Origin of the sequence: Acinetobacter defluvii (genome assembly GCF_001704615.3) — a bacterium.
Classification (GTDB): domain Bacteria; phylum Pseudomonadota; class Gammaproteobacteria; order Pseudomonadales; family Moraxellaceae; genus Acinetobacter; species Acinetobacter defluvii.
The window spans coordinates 2,615,582-2,632,966 of the sequence record NZ_CP029397.2 but is presented as its reverse complement, the minus strand read 5'-3'; the positions used below and the strand labels follow the sequence as shown (position 1 = coordinate 2,632,966).

At 37.1% G+C, this 17,385-nt stretch carries 19 protein-coding genes and 2 pseudogenes; 16 read left to right on the top strand and 5 right to left on the bottom strand.

Translation table 11 applies throughout. From position 1 onward, the window contains the following. Nucleotides 1–150: 150 nt before the first annotated feature. From sugE (DJ533_RS15050) to DJ533_RS15035, 4 genes are all read left to right on the top strand, one after another. The gene (gene sugE / locus DJ533_RS15050) at nt 151–468 is read left to right on the top strand and encodes a quaternary ammonium compound efflux SMR transporter SugE (protein WP_065994208.1); all 318 of its coding nucleotides are present in this window, start codon (nt 151–153) and stop codon (nt 466–468) included. 93 nt (nt 469–561) lie between these two features. Further along, the gene (gene sugE, locus DJ533_RS15045) at nt 562–879 is read left to right on the top strand and encodes a quaternary ammonium compound efflux SMR transporter SugE (RefSeq protein WP_065994207.1); all 318 of its coding nucleotides are present in this window, start codon (nt 562–564) and stop codon (nt 877–879) included. Nucleotides 880–903: 24 nt separating this feature from the next. Further along, nucleotides 904–1,386: a methylated-DNA--[protein]-cysteine S-methyltransferase gene (locus tag DJ533_RS15040; protein WP_065994206.1), complete on the top strand. Its 483-nt coding sequence runs from the start codon at nt 904–906 to the stop codon at nt 1,384–1,386. Between the two features lie 35 nt (nt 1,387–1,421). Then, on the top strand, nt 1,422–2,078 hold the full coding sequence (locus DJ533_RS15035; RefSeq protein WP_065994205.1) for a nuclease-related domain-containing protein: 657 nt from the start codon (nt 1,422–1,424) through the stop codon (nt 2,076–2,078). Between the two features lie 44 nt (nt 2,079–2,122). On the opposite strand, the pseudogene DJ533_RS15030 reads toward DJ533_RS15035, so the two are convergent. Both DJ533_RS15030 and DJ533_RS15025 read right to left on the bottom strand, forming a co-directional pair. Continuing rightward, nucleotides 2,123–2,587: pseudogene (locus DJ533_RS15030) on the bottom strand (hypothetical protein). A 319-nt stretch (nt 2,588–2,906) separates the two neighbouring features. Beyond that, a complete protein-coding gene (locus DJ533_RS15025; RefSeq protein WP_065994204.1) occupies nt 2,907–3,674 on the bottom strand; it encodes a hydroxymethylpyrimidine/phosphomethylpyrimidine kinase in 768 nt (255 codons plus the stop codon). Nucleotides 3,675–3,795: 121 nt separating this feature from the next. On the opposite strand from DJ533_RS15025, the gene DJ533_RS15020 reads away from it, so the two are divergent. Continuing rightward, a complete protein-coding gene (locus DJ533_RS15020) occupies nt 3,796–4,452 on the top strand; it encodes an HAD-IA family hydrolase (RefSeq protein ID WP_065994203.1) in 657 nt (218 codons plus the stop codon). Between the two features lie 77 nt (nt 4,453–4,529). Here the strand turns inward: DJ533_RS15020 and DJ533_RS15015 are convergent, their stop codons facing one another. Next, entirely contained in the window at nt 4,530–5,276 is a 747-nt protein-coding gene (locus DJ533_RS15015) for a sporulation protein (protein ID WP_065994202.1), read from the bottom strand. 136 nt (nt 5,277–5,412) lie between these two features. Between DJ533_RS15015 and DJ533_RS15010 the strand changes: the two genes are divergently transcribed. From DJ533_RS15010 to DJ533_RS15000, 3 genes are all read left to right on the top strand, one after another. Beyond that, on the top strand, nt 5,413–6,528 hold the full coding sequence (locus DJ533_RS15010; protein WP_065994201.1) for an acyltransferase family protein: 1,116 nt from the start codon (nt 5,413–5,415) through the stop codon (nt 6,526–6,528). Between the two features lie 387 nt (nt 6,529–6,915). Next, nucleotides 6,916–7,365: an ABZJ_00895 family protein gene (locus DJ533_RS15005; protein WP_065994200.1), complete on the top strand. Its 450-nt coding sequence runs from the start codon at nt 6,916–6,918 to the stop codon at nt 7,363–7,365. Nucleotides 7,366–7,451: 86 nt separating this feature from the next. After that, nucleotides 7,452–8,375, top strand: coding sequence for a TIGR01777 family oxidoreductase (locus DJ533_RS15000; RefSeq protein ID WP_065994199.1), 924 nt, complete (start codon nt 7,452–7,454; stop codon nt 8,373–8,375). Here DJ533_RS15000 and thiO read toward each other — a convergent pair. Beyond that, the gene (thiO, locus tag DJ533_RS14995) at nt 8,353–9,474 is read right to left on the bottom strand and encodes a glycine oxidase ThiO (protein WP_065994198.1); all 1,122 of its coding nucleotides are present in this window, start codon (nt 9,472–9,474) and stop codon (nt 8,353–8,355) included. The genes DJ533_RS15000 and thiO overlap by 23 nt on opposite strands. A 263-nt stretch (nt 9,475–9,737) precedes the next feature. Continuing rightward, on the bottom strand, nt 9,738–10,751 hold the full coding sequence (hemB, locus tag DJ533_RS14990; protein WP_065994197.1) for a porphobilinogen synthase: 1,014 nt from the start codon (nt 10,749–10,751) through the stop codon (nt 9,738–9,740). A gap of 103 nt (nt 10,752–10,854) precedes the next feature. On the opposite strand from hemB, the gene DJ533_RS14985 reads away from it, so the two are divergent. The 8 genes and pseudogenes from DJ533_RS14985 to DJ533_RS14950 all read left to right on the top strand — a co-directional run bounded on the left by DJ533_RS14985 (nt 10,855) and on the right by DJ533_RS14950 (nt 17,324). Next, on the top strand, nt 10,855–11,385 hold the full coding sequence (locus tag DJ533_RS14985) for a thioesterase family protein (protein ID WP_065994196.1): 531 nt from the start codon (nt 10,855–10,857) through the stop codon (nt 11,383–11,385). Nucleotides 11,386–11,691: 306 nt separating this feature from the next. Beyond that, a complete protein-coding gene (locus tag DJ533_RS14980; protein WP_065994195.1) occupies nt 11,692–12,846 on the top strand; it encodes an HlyD family secretion protein in 1,155 nt (384 codons plus the stop codon). Nucleotides 12,847–12,852: 6 nt separating this feature from the next. Continuing rightward, a complete protein-coding gene (locus tag DJ533_RS14975; protein ID WP_065994194.1) occupies nt 12,853–14,379 on the top strand; it encodes a DHA2 family efflux MFS transporter permease subunit in 1,527 nt (508 codons plus the stop codon). A gap of 256 nt (nt 14,380–14,635) precedes the next feature. Continuing rightward, complete coding sequence (locus DJ533_RS14970) at nt 14,636–15,025, top strand: ribonuclease E inhibitor RraB (RefSeq protein ID WP_065994193.1); 390 nt, start codon at nt 14,636–14,638, stop codon at nt 15,023–15,025. A 155-nt stretch (nt 15,026–15,180) separates the two neighbouring features. Next, nucleotides 15,181–15,627: pseudogene (locus tag DJ533_RS14965) on the top strand (SRPBCC family protein). Nucleotides 15,628–15,699: 72 nt separating this feature from the next. Continuing rightward, nucleotides 15,700–16,059, top strand: coding sequence for a DUF488 domain-containing protein (locus tag DJ533_RS14960; protein ID WP_065994192.1), 360 nt, complete (start codon nt 15,700–15,702; stop codon nt 16,057–16,059). 86 nt (nt 16,060–16,145) lie between these two features. Beyond that, nucleotides 16,146–16,490 (top strand): zinc ribbon domain-containing protein YjdM, encoded by a 345-nt coding sequence (locus DJ533_RS14955; protein WP_065994191.1) that lies wholly within the window; start codon nt 16,146–16,148, stop codon nt 16,488–16,490. A 369-nt stretch (nt 16,491–16,859) separates the two neighbouring features. Continuing rightward, nucleotides 16,860–17,324, top strand: coding sequence for a YybH family protein (locus tag DJ533_RS14950; RefSeq protein ID WP_065994190.1), 465 nt, complete (start codon nt 16,860–16,862; stop codon nt 17,322–17,324). Nucleotides 17,325–17,385: the final 61 nt, after the last annotated feature.

The following is a 17,385-nucleotide window of genomic DNA, read 5'->3' as shown; positions in this document are numbered from 1 at the left end:
AATGTAAAAAATGCCCTAAATAAATACCAAATGCCGTATAATTCTCCTAAATCTTAGGAGGAACGACCTCCCTTAGTGCTTTTATAATAAAAACTGCACCAAGAAAACTCGTCAGGACGACCTGACTCTAATTAAAATTTGGAGCTGGTTATGGCTTGGGTCATTCTTATTTTTGCAGGAATCTTTGAAATTGTTTGGGCATATACCATGAAAATGTCCGAAGGTTTCACAAAGCTCACACCGAGCATTATTACTCTCTTTTTCATGATTTTAAGTTTTGGTTTATTGGCGTATGCCATGAAATCATTGCCCTTAGGGACTGCCTACACCATTTGGACAGGAATTGGAGCGATTGGCTCATTTCTTGTTGGGATTTTTATCTTGGGTGAGCCGACTACAGCAATGCGAATGTTCGCTGCGGTGTTGATTGTGTCAGGCTTAATTCTCATGAAATTGTCATCTTCTTAAGCAAATATTTCTACATTCATCCAAGTTGATTATTTATAGTTGACTTGGATTTTTCGGTTTTAAAAAATTATTCATGAATTGAGGAGTTATGGTATGGCTTGGATATTACTCGTGGTTGCAGGCTTATTGGAAGTGGTCTGGGCTTATTTTATGAAAGTGTCAGATGGGTTTAGTAAATTAACGCCAAGTATTTTGACCATTCTGTTTATGATCGCAAGTTTTGCCTTACTATCTTATGCCATGAAAACCTTGCCACTCGGCACAGCATATACTGTTTGGACAGGAATCGGTGCAGTGGGTTCTTTTGCAGTCGGTATTTTCTTTTTAGGTGAGCCTGCTTCTGCGATGCGCATGTTGGCAGCAGTTTTGATTATTTCTGGGTTAATATTGATGAAATTATCGTCGTCTTAATGGTTCAGGCAAGAGGCGTAGCACATGAAACTTGCATATATGGAAATGGCTTCTCCTGTAGGAATATTAAAATTGGTGGCACAAGATGCAGCACTTGTTGCTGTACTTTGGGAACATGAAAACCCTAAGCGTGTACGTTTGGCGGAGTTGATAGAAGATACGCAGCATCCGATTTTGCTTGAAACACAAAAGCAGTTAAATGAGTATTTTGCAGGGCAGCGGCAAAAGTTTGATGTGCCTTTGTACTTTGAAGGCACAGAGTTTCAACAAAAAGTGTGGCAAGCTTTACTAACCATTCCTTTTGGTGAAACGCGTAGTTATAAACAGATCGCAGAGCAGATCGGTAATGTCAAAGCCGTTCGAGCAGTGGGTGCGGCCAATGGTAAAAATCCGATCTCGATTATTGCGCCATGTCATCGGGTAGTGGGTACAAATGGAAAATTGGTTGGTTTTGCAGGTGGGTTGGAGAATAAAGATATTCTTTTAAAAGTTGAGAAGTTACAATAGACTTGGTTTAATTATTAATAACATTAAAATTTTAAATGAATACGTCTCAAATACTTGCACCACTATTTTCTCAATTGTGGTGGATGATTCCGTTATTTTTGATTGTTGGGGCAATCAAGGTATTTAAGCCCTTTCTTAAAGGAAAAATGGGTGAGTTCGCTGTCAGTACACATGTGAAATTATATTTACACCAAGAAAAATATACTTTGTTGAATGATTGTACTTTGCCTGATATGCAAAACCAAACTACGCAAATTGACCATATTTTATTAAGTCCATATGGGATTTTTGTTATTGAAACTAAAAATTATAAAGGTTGGATTTTTGGTGGTGAACGTCAGAAAACATGGACACAGAAAATTTATAAAAAGTCTTATAAATTTCAAAACCCATTACATCAAAATTATAAGCATCAAAAAGTTTTGGAAAATATTTTGTCAGATATTATAGATCCTACTTTGATTCATTCAGTTGTGGTTTTTATGCCTGATTGTGAGTTCAAAACACAGATGCCGAGCAATGTTTTTCGTAGTGCAGCATGGACAGATTATGTAAAAGCTTTTAAAGAGGAAATGATCCCATCTAAGATACTGATACGTATAAAGTTACGTATTGAAAAAGAGGTTTTAGAAAAGTCATGGAAAACCAATCACCAACATGTACAAAATCTTAAAAACAGCTATACGGACTAAATGATCTAATGAAAATCATTTGAATAACTTAGTGAGTATTTAGCTTAATCAAGTAAATATTTCACTTTGTCCAAAGAAGTCGTCTTTTGTTTTTTCAACTCTTTATCTGCAAACTCATAAAGACTTTTTTCATGATTCAGCACATATTCAAAAAACATTTGTGAATCCTGATTTGCATGTTGGCATAGACGTTCAAAAGCTTGCATAAAAGGTTGTGTTCCATCTTTAAGCAAATACATCGCCATTTTCCACGGCATTTTTGCTAATGCAAAACCAGTAACCTTACCTTGAGTTTTCATATGCAAACGAGAAGTCGCTTTTAAATTATTCTGTGTTAAAAATACCTGAAAACGTTCAAGCGTCTGCGTTTCTAAAGCAGCTAAAGCCAACCACTTTTATTTTTGTTGTGGTGATTTTGCATGTTCTGCTGCACTGAGAAATACAGCTTCACCTAAGATTTCAGATTCTAACAGTTTATTTAGATCGTTTTGATATTCTTGGTAGTTCATTAGTCATTCCTTTTCAATTATTTTGTTCTTAACCTTGCATTTGCAATTTTTTATGCGCTGTAATCAGCTTTGAATCGTAGATAAAATTATTTTAGAGTAATTGCTCTAATTTTAAGAGAATTATGAGATAAATCGTAAAATTTGAGAGCGATTTTAATTTTTTATTTATTTAAGTGATTAAAAAATATAAATTTTAATTAAATTTAATAATAAAAGCGCCTTCTCCCTGTGGGAGAAGGTCGGGATGAGGGGGATAAAATCCCATCTTTTGGAGTTTAACTACTCATCTGCAAGAGAAGGGATTTAAAGGCGATTTAACTCAAAACCGCTTAGGAATTTTTTGACCACCTTGAACTGGTGTTTCAGCATTTTTCAACACACCAAATAACCACGTTTCAGCATGATGTACCGCTTGTTTCAAATGATCACCCTGTGCCAAACGTCCCGCAATAAAACTTGCCAGTGAACAACCTGAACCATGATATTCCCCATCTAAACGAGGGCATTTGCTTTCAGAAACCATTTTTCCATCTATATATAAGGCATTAAGGATATAGTCAGGCGTATCTTCATGACCACCTTTGACTAGAACTGCTTTCGCCCCCATTTTAAACAGCTTTGCTGTGGCTTTTTCCAAGTCTTGTTCATTAGTTAAAGCACGAAGTTCAACCGTGTTTGGGGTGAGTACAGTTGCTAAAGGGATTAACTCAACAAAAGCTTTGACTAAAGTTTCTTGATTGCCCAGTGAGCCGCCACTATTTGCCACTAATACAGGATCAAGCACATATAAATAATCAGGGTGTCCACGTAAAAATTCAGCCAAAGCTGCAATATTATCCGTTGTACCCAACATGCCAGATTTAACTGCTTTAATCGGTAAATCCCCGACGACAGCATTGGCTTGAGCGAGTAAAAGCTGTTTCGAAGTCGCTTCAAAACCAAATACTTGCTGTGAGTTTTGAATGGTCAGCGCAGTACACGCAATCGCTGCATGTGCGCCACTTTGACCAATGGCTTCAATATCTGCCTGAATTCCTGCACCACCAGAAGGATCAAGACCAGAAAAACACAATACAGTAGGGCGCACGACAATGTCCTTAATTCACAAATTTGAGTTAGTATAGGCAACTTTAGCAAAACTCTCGATACTAATTGTAAAATTAGCTACGAAATCCATTTTTGCATTAGCGATGAAATAGGGTCAGTTTGTGATTAAAAATATTTTGATTGATTTAGATGGAACATTAACCGATCCCAAAGAAGGTATTACTACATCTGCACGTTATGGTTTAAATAAAATTGGTCACCCAATTTCTGACAGTGAAAATATAGATTGGATTATTGGACCACCGTTAAAAGCATCTTTGGCAAAAATCTTAGGTGTTGATGCCAATGATGTTTTGGCAGAGCAAGCTTTACTGGGTTATCGGGAACGGTTTGCGGTACAAGGTTTATATGAAAATCATGTCTTTGATGATGTCGTAGACACATTAGATGTACTCAAAAATAAAGGGTATCGTTTATTTTTAGCAACGGCAAAACCTGAAATTTATGCGCGTCAGATTCTTGATCATTTTGATTTATTAAAATATTTTGAATATCCCTACGGTAGCGAGCTGAATGGTGAACGTACCAACAAAGGTGAGTTGATTGCGTATATTTTAGAAAAAGAACAGCTTAGTCCTGCTGAATGTCTGATGGTGGGTGACCGTGAACATGATATTTTTGGCGCACGTAAAAATGGCATTGAAACAATCGCTGTTGAATATGGTTATGGTTCAAAAGAAGAGTTAGATCAAGCAAAACCAAAGGCGAGAATTAAAAAGTTTGCTGAGATTATAAAGATATTGGATGAACATGTTTGAGAATAGAAGTATGTGCTTTGATGTTTTATTTCAGTCATTAAAAAGCTGCTCGATGTTAATCTCACAGCTTTTTAAAATTAAGCCATATTTAAAAGCTGTTTAATATTTTGTACTAGGTTCGGTACTGGAACTGCGTGATTTGGAATACTAATACTGCGTAATTGATCATCTCTAAATTTACGGTCAATTTCTAACATCACATGAGTTTGATTCTCTTGCGCCACAAAAGACACTTCTACTTCATGAATACCACTAAAATGTTGAATCGGTACAAATTCTAATTCTTGATAACAACCAATGGTTGAAAAATAATTGTGTCCACGTAACTGTCCCTTTTCTACATCTACCGTTGCCAAAGCAAAACCACATTGTTGCATTGCTTGTAAAAAAGCTTGCATCGCAGGTGTTGGTGCAATCTGTAAATAGTCTTTATCGGTTGCATCCAAACCCCAGTCCACATCTAAGTGGGTATGTAACCAAACACGGGTTTTGTTGTGGCGACATTGCACCTCAGTGATTGGTGTTTCAAAAGGCAGTTGGATAGAAAATGGAAAGCTATGCGATTGATTGGCTTTCAGTTCAAACGCCCCACTGATATGCCATTGGGCAATGGTAAGCGCTTGGTTAAATTCGTGATCATCCGTTTCAACTTCTGCGGTGGTCATCAGTTTGAGGTAGATACCATTGATATTTTTACTTGAAGATGCACCCTTAAAAATCACTTCACCATTTACAACTTGACCTGCTTGCGGTGTTGCTGTGTAAATACAGGTGTTGACCTCAACACCTTGTAAGCCCAGATTTGATATGAGTTTATTGAACATTTTTATACATTACCGCAAGTGAGTGTTGTTAAAATTGTTGCTATTGAAATGAGATTATGACGAAGTGTCAATGTCAAATTGGTGTTATTTACAGACGCTTTCATAGGATGATCTAAATCAAAAATGAGTATAAATTTTGAGAAATTATAAAATAGATATCTTACGTGGAATTTCCATTTTATTGGTGTTGATTCATCACTTTAATATTCCTTATAAATTGCATGATAGTTTTCTAGGTGTACAGATTTTTGGTGAAAGTTTGAGTACCTTGATTGCTCGAAATGGCAATTATGGGGTGACCATGTTTTTTGTGATTTCAGGTTTTTTAATCACTCAACATACGCTGCAACGTCATTCATCTTTGGCAGAAATTGATCTTAAAAACTTTTATATTCGCCGTATCGCTCGGATTATGCCGTGTTTAGTATTACTCGTGGCGATGGTTACGTTACTGGGAAGCTTTGGTTTAAAACCATTTATCAATCAAGCGCCTAACGATATTGAAGTGTCTTATGCTTTAACCGTATTTTCTGCATTTACCTTTTGGATGAATATGCTGATCATTGAAAATGGCTGGGTAAATTATGCACTGGGTGTGTTGTGGTCATTGTCGGTTGAAGAAGTTTTCTATCTAGCTTTCCCTTTACTATGTTTGCTTTTAGGACGTAGTCAAAAAGGTTTTATTTTGCTGCTATTTGCAGTTATTGCGTATGCACCTTATTTCCGTTCATTACATTTTGCTGAAGAAAGTGGAGCATATCTTTATCACTATTTTTCTAGTTTTGATGGTATCGCTATAGGGTGTTTAACTGCACTTTTTGTACAGAATTTCAAAGGGATATTGCCAAATAAAAATTTTATAATCGTGATCGTTTCAGTACTGATGATTGCATTGTATCTGTATGCCCCGATTAAAGTGGTGAGTACATGGAGTATAAGTATTTTTGCATTGCTTTCGGCTATTTTAATTGCTTGCTTTGCTCAAACGCCACAAGCGCAAGTACATTCTATTCTGTCCAAGAGCATGGTATGGATTGGACAACGCAGTTATGAAATGTATTTGTTTCACTTGATTATTTTAGGATTATTTAAAGTCATTTATTTCCCTAAAGAAACCTTACCTGTTGAAAAGCTAATGCTGTTGCCTGTATATTTTATTTTGGTGTTTATTTTAAGTTGGGCGATTGAAAAATATTATTCTACACCGTTAAATATAAAAATCCGTCAGCGTTTTATTCGTTCTCATCGTTAAGCTTGGATAAAAAATATTAGCGTACAGGATCTGATTGTTTAACAATTTTTGCAAAATATTTGGATAGATTGCTTATAATAAAATTTGGGTATAGAAAAAATAAACCGACGATTCGAGTGATGATGAAATCGTCGGCTAAGATACTTCGCTCAATTTGATTTGGGCTGCTGTTCCAAATCAAAATCAAATTGTAGAAGCATGAGTTTATAGGTCTCATGGGAGGTAAAAGGTTACCGAGTCAAATCTGCGGATGCCTGTGCAAATTATTCGCGGTTGCTGCAACCTTATACTTATATAACGCCAATTGTTTTGATTTGGTTGACAAGAAAATTAAAAAAAATTAAAAATTTTTCCTATAATGTGTTTTTAAGTTGTGGAAATGCCGTTATGACATCACTAAGTAAATATTTTTTATGGTTTTTTATGCTTTGTTTGGTGTTGACAATGGTGGTGGGCGTTTTGGTTGCATTGTTGCCAAGTCAAATTGCAGGCATATTTACTGCATTACCCTATCTAATTTCGATGCTTATTGTTTTGCATTTATTTTTAAAACAACAAAAACGTGCCCCAAGCAAAGCAGAGCAAAAAAAGTTTTCTATTGGATTTAGTCTAATTTTTTGGACATATAATTTTATTGGTGTCCTGGTCGGTGTCATGATCTTTGCACGTAGTGATGCAGAAGTTTGGAATAATTTTTTGCTGTATATGCAAAATCCACAATTTTTAATGTTATCGCTGATTATGTTGCTGATGTTAGCGATTCCACTGTTTCTGATCACGTACTGGTTTTATGGGAAGCAAGCACAGCGTATGGCTGCAAAAATGTTTGAAAATTAAAACTTCTTTAGGATTTTGAGCGAGGCTTTGAAAGCATTATAGAATGTGCTTGAATAGAGTAAAGAAAACACTTGAGTATTTCTGCGATGCTGAGCGATTTAAAAAATAAAAATATATTGGTGACAGGTGCTAGTGGTTTTATTGGTACACATTTCATTGAATATTTGCTTGCACATCAAGTAAATGTGATCGCTTATTCTCGTCAAAAAAGAACTTCTAAGCATGCACGGTTACAGTGGATTCAGGATTTTACTGCACTTGCACAGTTACAGTTAGATTTTGTGGTGAATTTGGCAGGGGAGAGTATTGGGGAGGGGCGCTGGACAGATGTCCGTAAACAAAAATTAATCCAAAGCCGAGTACGTACCACGCAACAGCTTTATCAAGCATTATCGCAATATGATTTGCGTCCACAATGCATCGTTTCAGGTTCTGCAATTGGTTATTATGGTATTGATCCACAACAGAAATGGTTAAATGATTGCGATGAAAGTTCAGTACCTCAAGCAATTTTTATGTCTGAAATGTGCCAACAATGGGAAGCTGAAGCATTACGACATACCGAGCAGAATACTAAAATTATGCGCTTAGGTGTGGTGTTCGGGCAGGGTGGTGGGATTCTGCCGCAAATGTTATTGCCCATCAAAATAGGGCTGATTGGGAGAATAGGTTCAGGTCGTCAACCAATGACTTGGGTACATGTAGATGATGTCATTCAAGCCATTTTATTTTTATTTCAAAGTCAGTCTACACACACAGTTTATAACGTGGTCGCACCTGATCATATTGACCAAATGCAATTTGTACGTGTTGCAGCTAAAATTCTAAAGCGAAAACCATTTCTGCCTTTACCCAGTATTGTGATGCGTATGCTCATGGGTGAACAAGCCCAATTGGTGTTAAATGGACAATATGTTCAGCCTAAAGCGTTGCTTGCTGAGGGGTTTGATTTTCAATATACAGACTTGCAAAGTGCATTAAGACAAATCATACAACATTCGACAAATTAGATTTTAAACGCTGTGGCGAATAGGCAGTTGCCTCCACCAAAGTTTGTTGTTTTAACATAAGTTGGCGCAGTAATTGTGCTGATGCAGGTCCCATACATAAGCCATTGCGATAATGTCCAAAGTTTGCCCATAGGTTTTCAATCTCTGGCATTTGCCCAATATAAGGAATCCCTGTGGGTGAACTTGGGCGTAAGCCTGCCCACTGTTTCACAATTGGGAAATTGGCGAGTTCAGGAATCATTTCCACACAAGCTTTATAAATGTTTTGCTGTGTTTGTACACTTGGACGTTGATCAAAACCTAAATGATCCATACTTGAACCACAGACTACATGACCATCTAGACGTGGAATCAAATACATCACTTTGTTCATACACATGGTTGGTAACCATTTTTCAGGCGTTTTAAACAGTAACATTTGCCCTTGTACAGGCTCGACAGGGATCGACAAGTGCAGTTGTTCAGACCAGCAGTTTGACCAAGCACCAGTGGTAATCACAAATTGATCAGCTTGATAATGTTTCGTATTTGAAGTTTGAATCGACTGGATGTGATGATTATGAAAATTAAACTTTTCAATCCATGTGTTTTCAATCACTTCAACCTTTGGATGTTGCTTTAAATACGTGATTAAAGATTTGAGCAAACGAGGATTACGGACATTAGCGAGTTGCGGAAAATAAATTGCGTGTTGAAATTGTTCAGAAACATGTGAATTGACTTGTTCGAGAGCTTCTCGTTCTAAGTATTCACAATGCTGCATGGGCTCTTGGTATTGGTCTTTATAATTGAGCCCAATTTCAAAATCAGTTTCATCAAAAATCAACATCCCTGTTTCATGGATTTCAAAATCTATCCCTGTTTCGGGCTGTAGTTTTGCATTCCACTCTTGATACATGCATTTGCCATACTGTGCCAAGTGGTTGACTTCACGAGGATAGCGCCAAGGGTACATCGGTGAAAGTATGCCACCACCTGCCCATGAAGCAGCGTGTCCTGCTTGTTGTTGGTCAAATATAGTGACTGTGCAACCTTGTTCAATGAGTTCAAGGGCAGTGAGTAAGCCGCTGACGCCAGCGCCGATGATCGCGATGTGCATGAAAATAAGTACCACTTTTCAAGTTGGACTTGAATTTGAAAAGGATCAATTTATAAAAACTATAAACGCAACATTGCCACAAATACTTATTTGAAGTCAGATGTCTTTGCGTAGGCGATTTTTACTTTTCAGAGATGAAAAGTAACAAAAATCTTTTGTTGGGTGGGAGGTTTATCCCTGAAACCTCCACCCAACGGTGGCATCCATGCCACCTACCGCGAATCAAATATTGATTACAATTTAAAAGATAAATAAAGGATTATTTACTTCATCTCTTTCAACTTACGTGCTGCTTCTTCTGCATAGTATGTCCAAATCCCATCTGCACCTGCACGGCGGAAGCACATTAAAGATTCCATAATCACACTGTCAGATAACCAGCCATTTTGGATTGCCGCAGCTAACATGGCATATTCACCACTCACTTGATAGACAAATGTTGGCACGCCAAAGGTATCTTTGACTTCACGTACTACATCAAGATAAGGCATACCTGGTTTCACGATCACCATATCTGCACCTTCTTGAATATCCAACGCAATTTCATGAAGTGCTTCGGCACGGTTACCGACATCCATTTGGTAGTTGTATTTATTACCACCTTTGAGGTTTGAAGAGGAACCGACGGCATCACGGAATGGTCCATAGAAGCTGGAAGCATATTTTGCTGAGTACGCCATGATATTGGTATAGATAAAGCCATTACTTTCTAAAGCTTGGCGAATTGCCCCAATGCGTCCATCCATCATGTCACTGGGTGCAACCACATCAGCACCCGCTTCGGCATGACTCAATGCTTGTTTAATTAAGCATTGTACAGTTTCATCATTCAGCACATAACCTGTGTCATCGATGATACCATCCTGACCATGTGTGGTATAAGGGTCGAGTGCACCATCAGTAATCAACACCATTTCTGGAAGTTCTTTTTTCAAAAGACGAAGGGTATTTTGTACTAAACCATCTTCATGCCAAGCCGCTTCTGCTGTTAAACTTTTATCTTCCTGCGGTGTTACAGGAAAAAGTGCCAATTTTGATACGCCTAATTCCAACAATGTTTCTGCTTTTTTTAACAATAAATCAGCAGATAATCGTTGTACATTTGGCATGCTTGGCACATCTTGGGTCTGATTCTGACCTGGGAGCACAAATACTGGATAAATGAGATGATCTGCTGTGAGCTGCGTTTCTCTCACCATCGCACGAAGCTTGTCGTTTTTACGAATTCGGCGCATACGAGTGGCTGGAAAAGCAGGGCGATTGAACGTATAAGTCATAACAATCTCGATATTCAGTATTAAACTAAGGGCTTATTGTAGCCCTTTCATGTATTTTTTGGCAAAAAGCTGAAAAAAATTCTCTGTATTGGTTTTTTAGATTATGACAACTGACTCTCCCCAAGCAGATTCAACGAAAGTTGAATCGCAAAAAAAATGGACTGGAAATTTACATTTAGGTAGTAAAGCAGACCTAAATGTAGTACTCAGCCAACTCACCAAAGCATTTAATAGCTCCCCTTATTTTTCTCATAATGCGATGCAAATGCGTGTTGTAAATGATGAAATTGAAGGTTATATCGAAATGCAACCCTATCTAATTGGAAATGTGGCATTTCAAATTTTACATGGTGGGGTTGCTGCGACTTTACTCGATAGTATTGGCGGAATCGTGGCGATGGGAGAGTTATACAAAAGAGCAGAACCTGATCAACTGCCTGATACCCTCAAAAAAGTGTCACGTTTAGCGACAGTGGATATGCGTGTCGATTATTTATCACCAGGTCGTGGTAAATATTTTATTGCGAAGGCGGAAACTTTACGTTTAGGGCGTAAAGGTTGCACCATGCGCATGACCATGGTCAATGATGAAGGTAAAGCGATTGCAACTGCGATTGCATCTTATGCATATTGATAATGACTTTAATTGCATAGCATTTTAAAAAGCCATTTAAATGTATATTTTAATGGCTTTTTTATATGGATTTAGAAGTATAAACTTAAAAAATCATAGCATTTTTAGAAAATAAACGCATGAGTTACATTTTGATTCTCATATACTGATTATAAAACTGTAAAATTCACGGTCACAATTTTAAGAAAATCGACTTTCTCATCAAAACATCACAGCGCTCATTTGTTTTTAAGCTTTTTTTAAGATTAAAAGCCAAATATTCGTCAAATGTTCTTGACCAAGTCTTGCGATCAGCTAGGAAATGCGATGACAGATGCCCAACAAACTTCTGTACCACACAACGAGTCAACAGACCTCAAAGATGTAGAAAATCAAACCAAACGTAAAAAGTTATTAAAAATTTTTGCAGTGATTATTGTGATTGTTGCGATTATTTATATGCTTTGGCACTTTCTTTTTAATCGTTCTGTCAGTACTGACAATGCCTATGTGGGTGCTGAAACTGCCGAAATTACCTCGATGGTCAGTGGGCAAGTTGAAAAAGTTTTAGTCAGCGATACACAAACGGTGAAAAAAGGCGACATTTTGGCAATCATTGATCATCGTGACGCCAAAATCGCATTGGCGCAGGCACAAGCAGAGTTAGCAAAAGCACAACGCCAATATACGCAAAGTTCAGCCAATAGTAGTGCATTAAACTCGCAGATTTTGATCAGTGATGATGATATTCGCAGTGCCGAAGCACAGGTTGCACAAGCGCAAGTAGCTTTACAACAAGCACAGCAAGAGTTTGAACGTCGTAAGGCGTTAAGTGCTTCAGGGGCGATTTCCAAAGAAGAATTTACCAAGTCGCAAAGTGCTTTAAATAATGCACAAGCTAGTTTAGATGTTGCCAAAGCAGGCGTAGCACAGGCAGAGTCTAAGCGTAAAGCCGCGCAAAGTAATTTAGATGCCAATGAAGCCTTAATCAAAGGGGCTTCACAGCAGTCAACTCCCGATGTTTTGATGGCACAAGCCAAAGTTGAGCAAGCGTTGCTAGACTTACAACGCACTGAAATTAAAGCGCCATTGGATGGGGTGGTTGCACGTAGAACAGTACAAGTGGGGCAAAGAGTAGCACCGGGTGCGTCTTTGATGAAATTAATTCCACTGTCTGAACTGTATGTCGATGCTAATTTTAAAGAGAGCCAATTGAAAAATGTCAAAGTAGGTCAAAAAGTTGAGTTAACCTCAGACCTATATGGCAAAGATGTAAAATATCATGGCACTGTAGTTGGTTTTTCTGGGGGCACAGGTTCAGCATTTGCATTAATTCCAGCGCAAAATGCTACAGGGAACTGGATCAAAGTGGTGCAACGTTTACCCGTACGTATTCAATTGGACAAAAAACAACTACAAGAACATCCATTGCGTGTGGGCTTGTCCATGGAAGCCGAGGTTGATACCTCAACAGCGAAGTAAACGCTTATGAATAGCACAGTTTTTCAAAGTGAGCTGAAAGGCATAAAGTTATTATTCGCTGCTTTATTTCTTTCGTTGGCAAATTTTATGGTGGTCTTGGATATGACCATTGCCAATGTATCCGTACCACATATTACAGGAAGCCTTGCTGTTTCAAGTTCACAAGGGACTTGGGTGATCACTTCCTATGCTGTTGCAGAAGCGATTTGTGTACCATTAACAGGGTGGTTGGTGGGACGTTTTGGTGCTGTTCGTGTCTTTAGTATCAGTTTGATTGGATTTACGATTTTTTCAATCTTATGTGGTTTGTCCACCAGTTTAACCATGTTGGTGATCTTCCGAATCGGGCAGGGTTTATTTGGTGGTCCAATTATGCCACTCAGTCAAATGCTACTGATGCGTATTTTCCCACCTGAAAAGCATTCACAAGCGATGGGCATGTGGGCAATGACCACTGTGGTAGGTCCTATTTTAGGTCCTATTTTAGGCGGTACCATCAGTGACAATATGTCATGGCATTGGATTTTCTTTATCAATATTCCTGTAGGCATCGTGTGTGCACTTGGTGTGATGCTTTTACTGAAATCTGCGGAAACGCCTGTTGAAAAGTTAAAAATAGACAGTATTGGCTTAGGGCTTTTGGTGTTATGGATTGCTGCTTTACAGTTGATGCTTGATTTTGGTCATGAAAAAGACTGGTTTAATAGCAGTTTTATCTGTGCCTTGGCGGTGATCATGGTGATTGGTTTTATTGCCTTTGTGATTTGGGAATATTACGAAAAGCACCCTATCGTGAATATCCAAATTTTCCGTTATCGTGGTTTTAGCATCGCAACACTCTCTTTAGCCTTTGCTTTTGCTGCTTTCTTCGGCAGTATTGTGTTAATTCCACAATGGCTGCAAATGAATTTGGGTTATACCGCCTCATGGGCAGGTTATCTCACTGCCACAATGGGTTTCGGAAGTCTGACTATGTCACCTATTGTCGCTAAGTTAGCTACTAAATATGATCCTCGTGCATTGTCGAGTTTTGGTTTAATGATCTTAGGTGGCGTGACTTTGATGCGTGCTTTTTGGGTGACAGATGCTGACTTTATGGCATTGGCTTGGCCGCAGATTATTCAAGGTTTTGCTGTTCCATTTTTCTTTATTCCTTTATCAAATATTGCCTTAGGTGCTGTGCAACCGAATGAAGTGGCTTCTGCCGCAGGTTTAATGAATTTTTTAAGAACAATGGCAGGGGCAATCGGGGCTTCGATTGCAGTTACGTTGTGGGATGATCATGCCAAACTTGCACGAAGTGAAATCGTGTCAACAATGCATGTTACGGACACGCAACAAGTGCTGATGCAAAAAGGATTTAATTCAGAAACAGCCTTAGGGATTATTTCGGATTTGGTCAATAAAGAGGCTTTAACTTTATCGGTGAATCATGTGTTTTTAATTTTTGCGATGGTATTTATTTTTGCTGGATTGATCATTTGGTTGTGTCCTAAACCGAAAAATGTAGTTGAAGCAGGGGCAGCGCATTAATCCCTAACTAGGGTGAGTTTAGGATAAATGGCTTAAAATGAATTCACCTTATGTTTATATTTCTTGAAAAACTCAATTAAAGCGAAGACATTTTTCAAGACGATGTGATTGAAATGATCATTCAAAATTGCTGCTGTAATTTTTAAAATCATATTTGCAATCTATTTATATTCAGTAAAACTTTAATCGCCAAATTGAAACAAAATTCAGTTAATCTAAAATGAACCCGTATGGCAAACATAACAAGGATATTAAAATGACACGTGATTTTGAACAATTTCCAGATAATGATAATGGCAATTTATTGTGGCAAATGCAAGAAGACGGTGATGATTTGAGTGAGGTGCATGAGCTTGAATTTTCAATGTATTTTAAAACACAAGCACTTGCAGAAAAGTGTGCTTTATATTTATTGCTTGAAGAACAAAAAATTTCAATGTACCTCGATGAAGAGCTTGATCCAAATGAGTGGGTCATTACCGTATATGTGAATTTACTTCCTGAATATACAGATATTGTTGATCTAGAAGAATGGTTTGATAAAATTGCAAGCCAATTTGAAGGTGAATATGATGGTTGGGGATGCACCACTTATGTGTTCGATAACGAATATTATGATGATCAAGAATTGAATGAAATAAAATAAAATCCATATAAGCCGATGATAAAAAGCATATTTAAACGTATGCTTTTTTTATTGAAGCCATAATTTTTAAGTTTGCACATACCAAATAAATACATCACCATTAAGCACATAGCAGTACACTAAGTTGACAAAAATAACAGCAAGGAAGTTAAAAAGTGAGCAATACAATTCAACTACATCGTGTTTTTAGTGCACCACCAGAACGGGTCTATAAAGCATTTTTAGATCCAAATGCATTGGTAAAATGGATGGCACCGCATGGCTTTACTGCATAAGTTCAGCATTTAGATGCTTGTGTAGGCGGTACATATAAAATGTCTTTTACGAACTTCTCTACAGGCACATGTCATTCTTTTGGCGGAACTTATCAAGAACTAATCCCAAACCAGCGTATTCGTTATACAGATCAATTCGATGACCCAAGTTTACAAGGTGAAATAGAAATGTTAATAGAATTAAAAGCGGTCATGGTTGGCACTGAAATCACCATTACACAATCAGGAATTCCGCTAGTTATTCCTACAGAAGCATGTTATCTCGGATGGCAAGAATCGTTACAGCTTTTAGCGTTACTGGTAAATCCCAATATTCCTGATCAATAAACTTTTCTGTTGCTGGAATTCATTACTGAAACTCTAAAGTGACCTGATGTTGGTATAAAGATTGAAAATAAAATGAATATTCAAATGAAACGGATTTATGATCCCATAGCGCAAACAGATGGTAAAAGAGTGTTGGTAGATCGTTTATGGCCTAGGGGAATTAAAAAAGAAGCAGCTCAACTGGATTTATGGGCGAAACAAGTTACCCCTTCTGATACCTTAAGGAAATGGTATCACCAAGATCCACAGCACCATTGGGATGAGTTTCAACAACGTTATTTGTTGGAACTAGAGCAGGTGAAGCCCCAACTAGAGCAGTTACGTCAGTTAGCTCAACAAGGAACAGTAACCTTATTAACTGCTGCAAAAAATCAAAACCATAATCATGTGATCGTACTCAAAGATGTTTTGCAAAATTTAAGTAAATTTTAATTCCATAGTTAAATTAAGGATTAACTATCCTTCATAGGATATATGGGCTATAGTGTAGACTATTTTTCCTTTATTTTGAGGTTGTTATGTCTTTACCCAATTGCCCAAAATGTAATTCTGAATATACCTATGAAGATGGTGAATTATTGATTTGCCCTGAATGTTCACATGAATGGAAAGAAGGAGAATCTTTAAATCAAGATGAAGAAAGTATCATCAAAGATGCATTTGGCAATATTTTAAATGATGGTGATACTGTAACAGTCGTGAAAGATTTGAAGATCAAAGGCTCTTCATCCATTGTGAAACTTGGAACTAAAGTTAAAAATATTCGTTTATTACCTGATGCAAGCGATGGTCACGACATTGATTGTAAAATTGATGGGATGGGAACAATGAAATTGAAATCTGAGTTTGTGAAAAAGGCATAAAGATAAAGATGAGTTAATCTCTAAATATAGCTTGAAACATCAAGAGATCGTGAATAAAAAACGCTGTTCTATTTACCATCTCTTGTATGTTATTGGGCTTTACGATTGGCAAGTTTATTCAATCACTCAAACCATTGTGTACAATCAAATTGAAAAATCTTAAAATATTTTAATTTTATCTTGCTGACTGACAAGTTAACTGTAATTGATCTGCATTAAATCTATTTTTTATTAAAATATATTACACTTAGAATTAAAACCATCTAATGGATTATTAAAAATAAATGTATATTTTTTAAGTTTTATCTTGTTATTTTTATTCTATAATGCAAAATAAATCACATTAATTTATATAAGTGAGCTTTTGCTGTGATTGCAGAAGTGGATGGTGATCAAACAAGTGCGAATGAAATACTAAAACAAATAAAAAAATGGGATAATGCATTGAAAAATAATGATATTGATCAAATTATCCAGAGTTATACTGATGATTTTAGTCTTTTTGATGTGAGTTCCCAGCTCAGTGGGCTGATGCAATATAAAGCAGAACTAGAAAGGCTCAGTCCCTACTTGACTAAAAATAGTTATATTCGTCGACGCAACATAAAAGTTCATGTTTCAGGTGATCTTGCTTTTTTATATTTTTATATCAAAATTGAAAATAAGCAGATCGATACCTTGTTAGAAATGCCGTGGTGTCGCACAACGCTTTGTTTACAAAAGAAAAATAAAAAATGGATGGTGTTGCATCAACATATTTCTATACCTGTAAATATCGTGACTAAACAGGCTGTTGATCTGCAAGTAAAAGCAAAACTAAAGTTAGTTGTTTAATGGTTGTCATTTGTTGTTCGTGGTTAAGTGATTATTCTCGTATATTTAAACAATGCCTCGT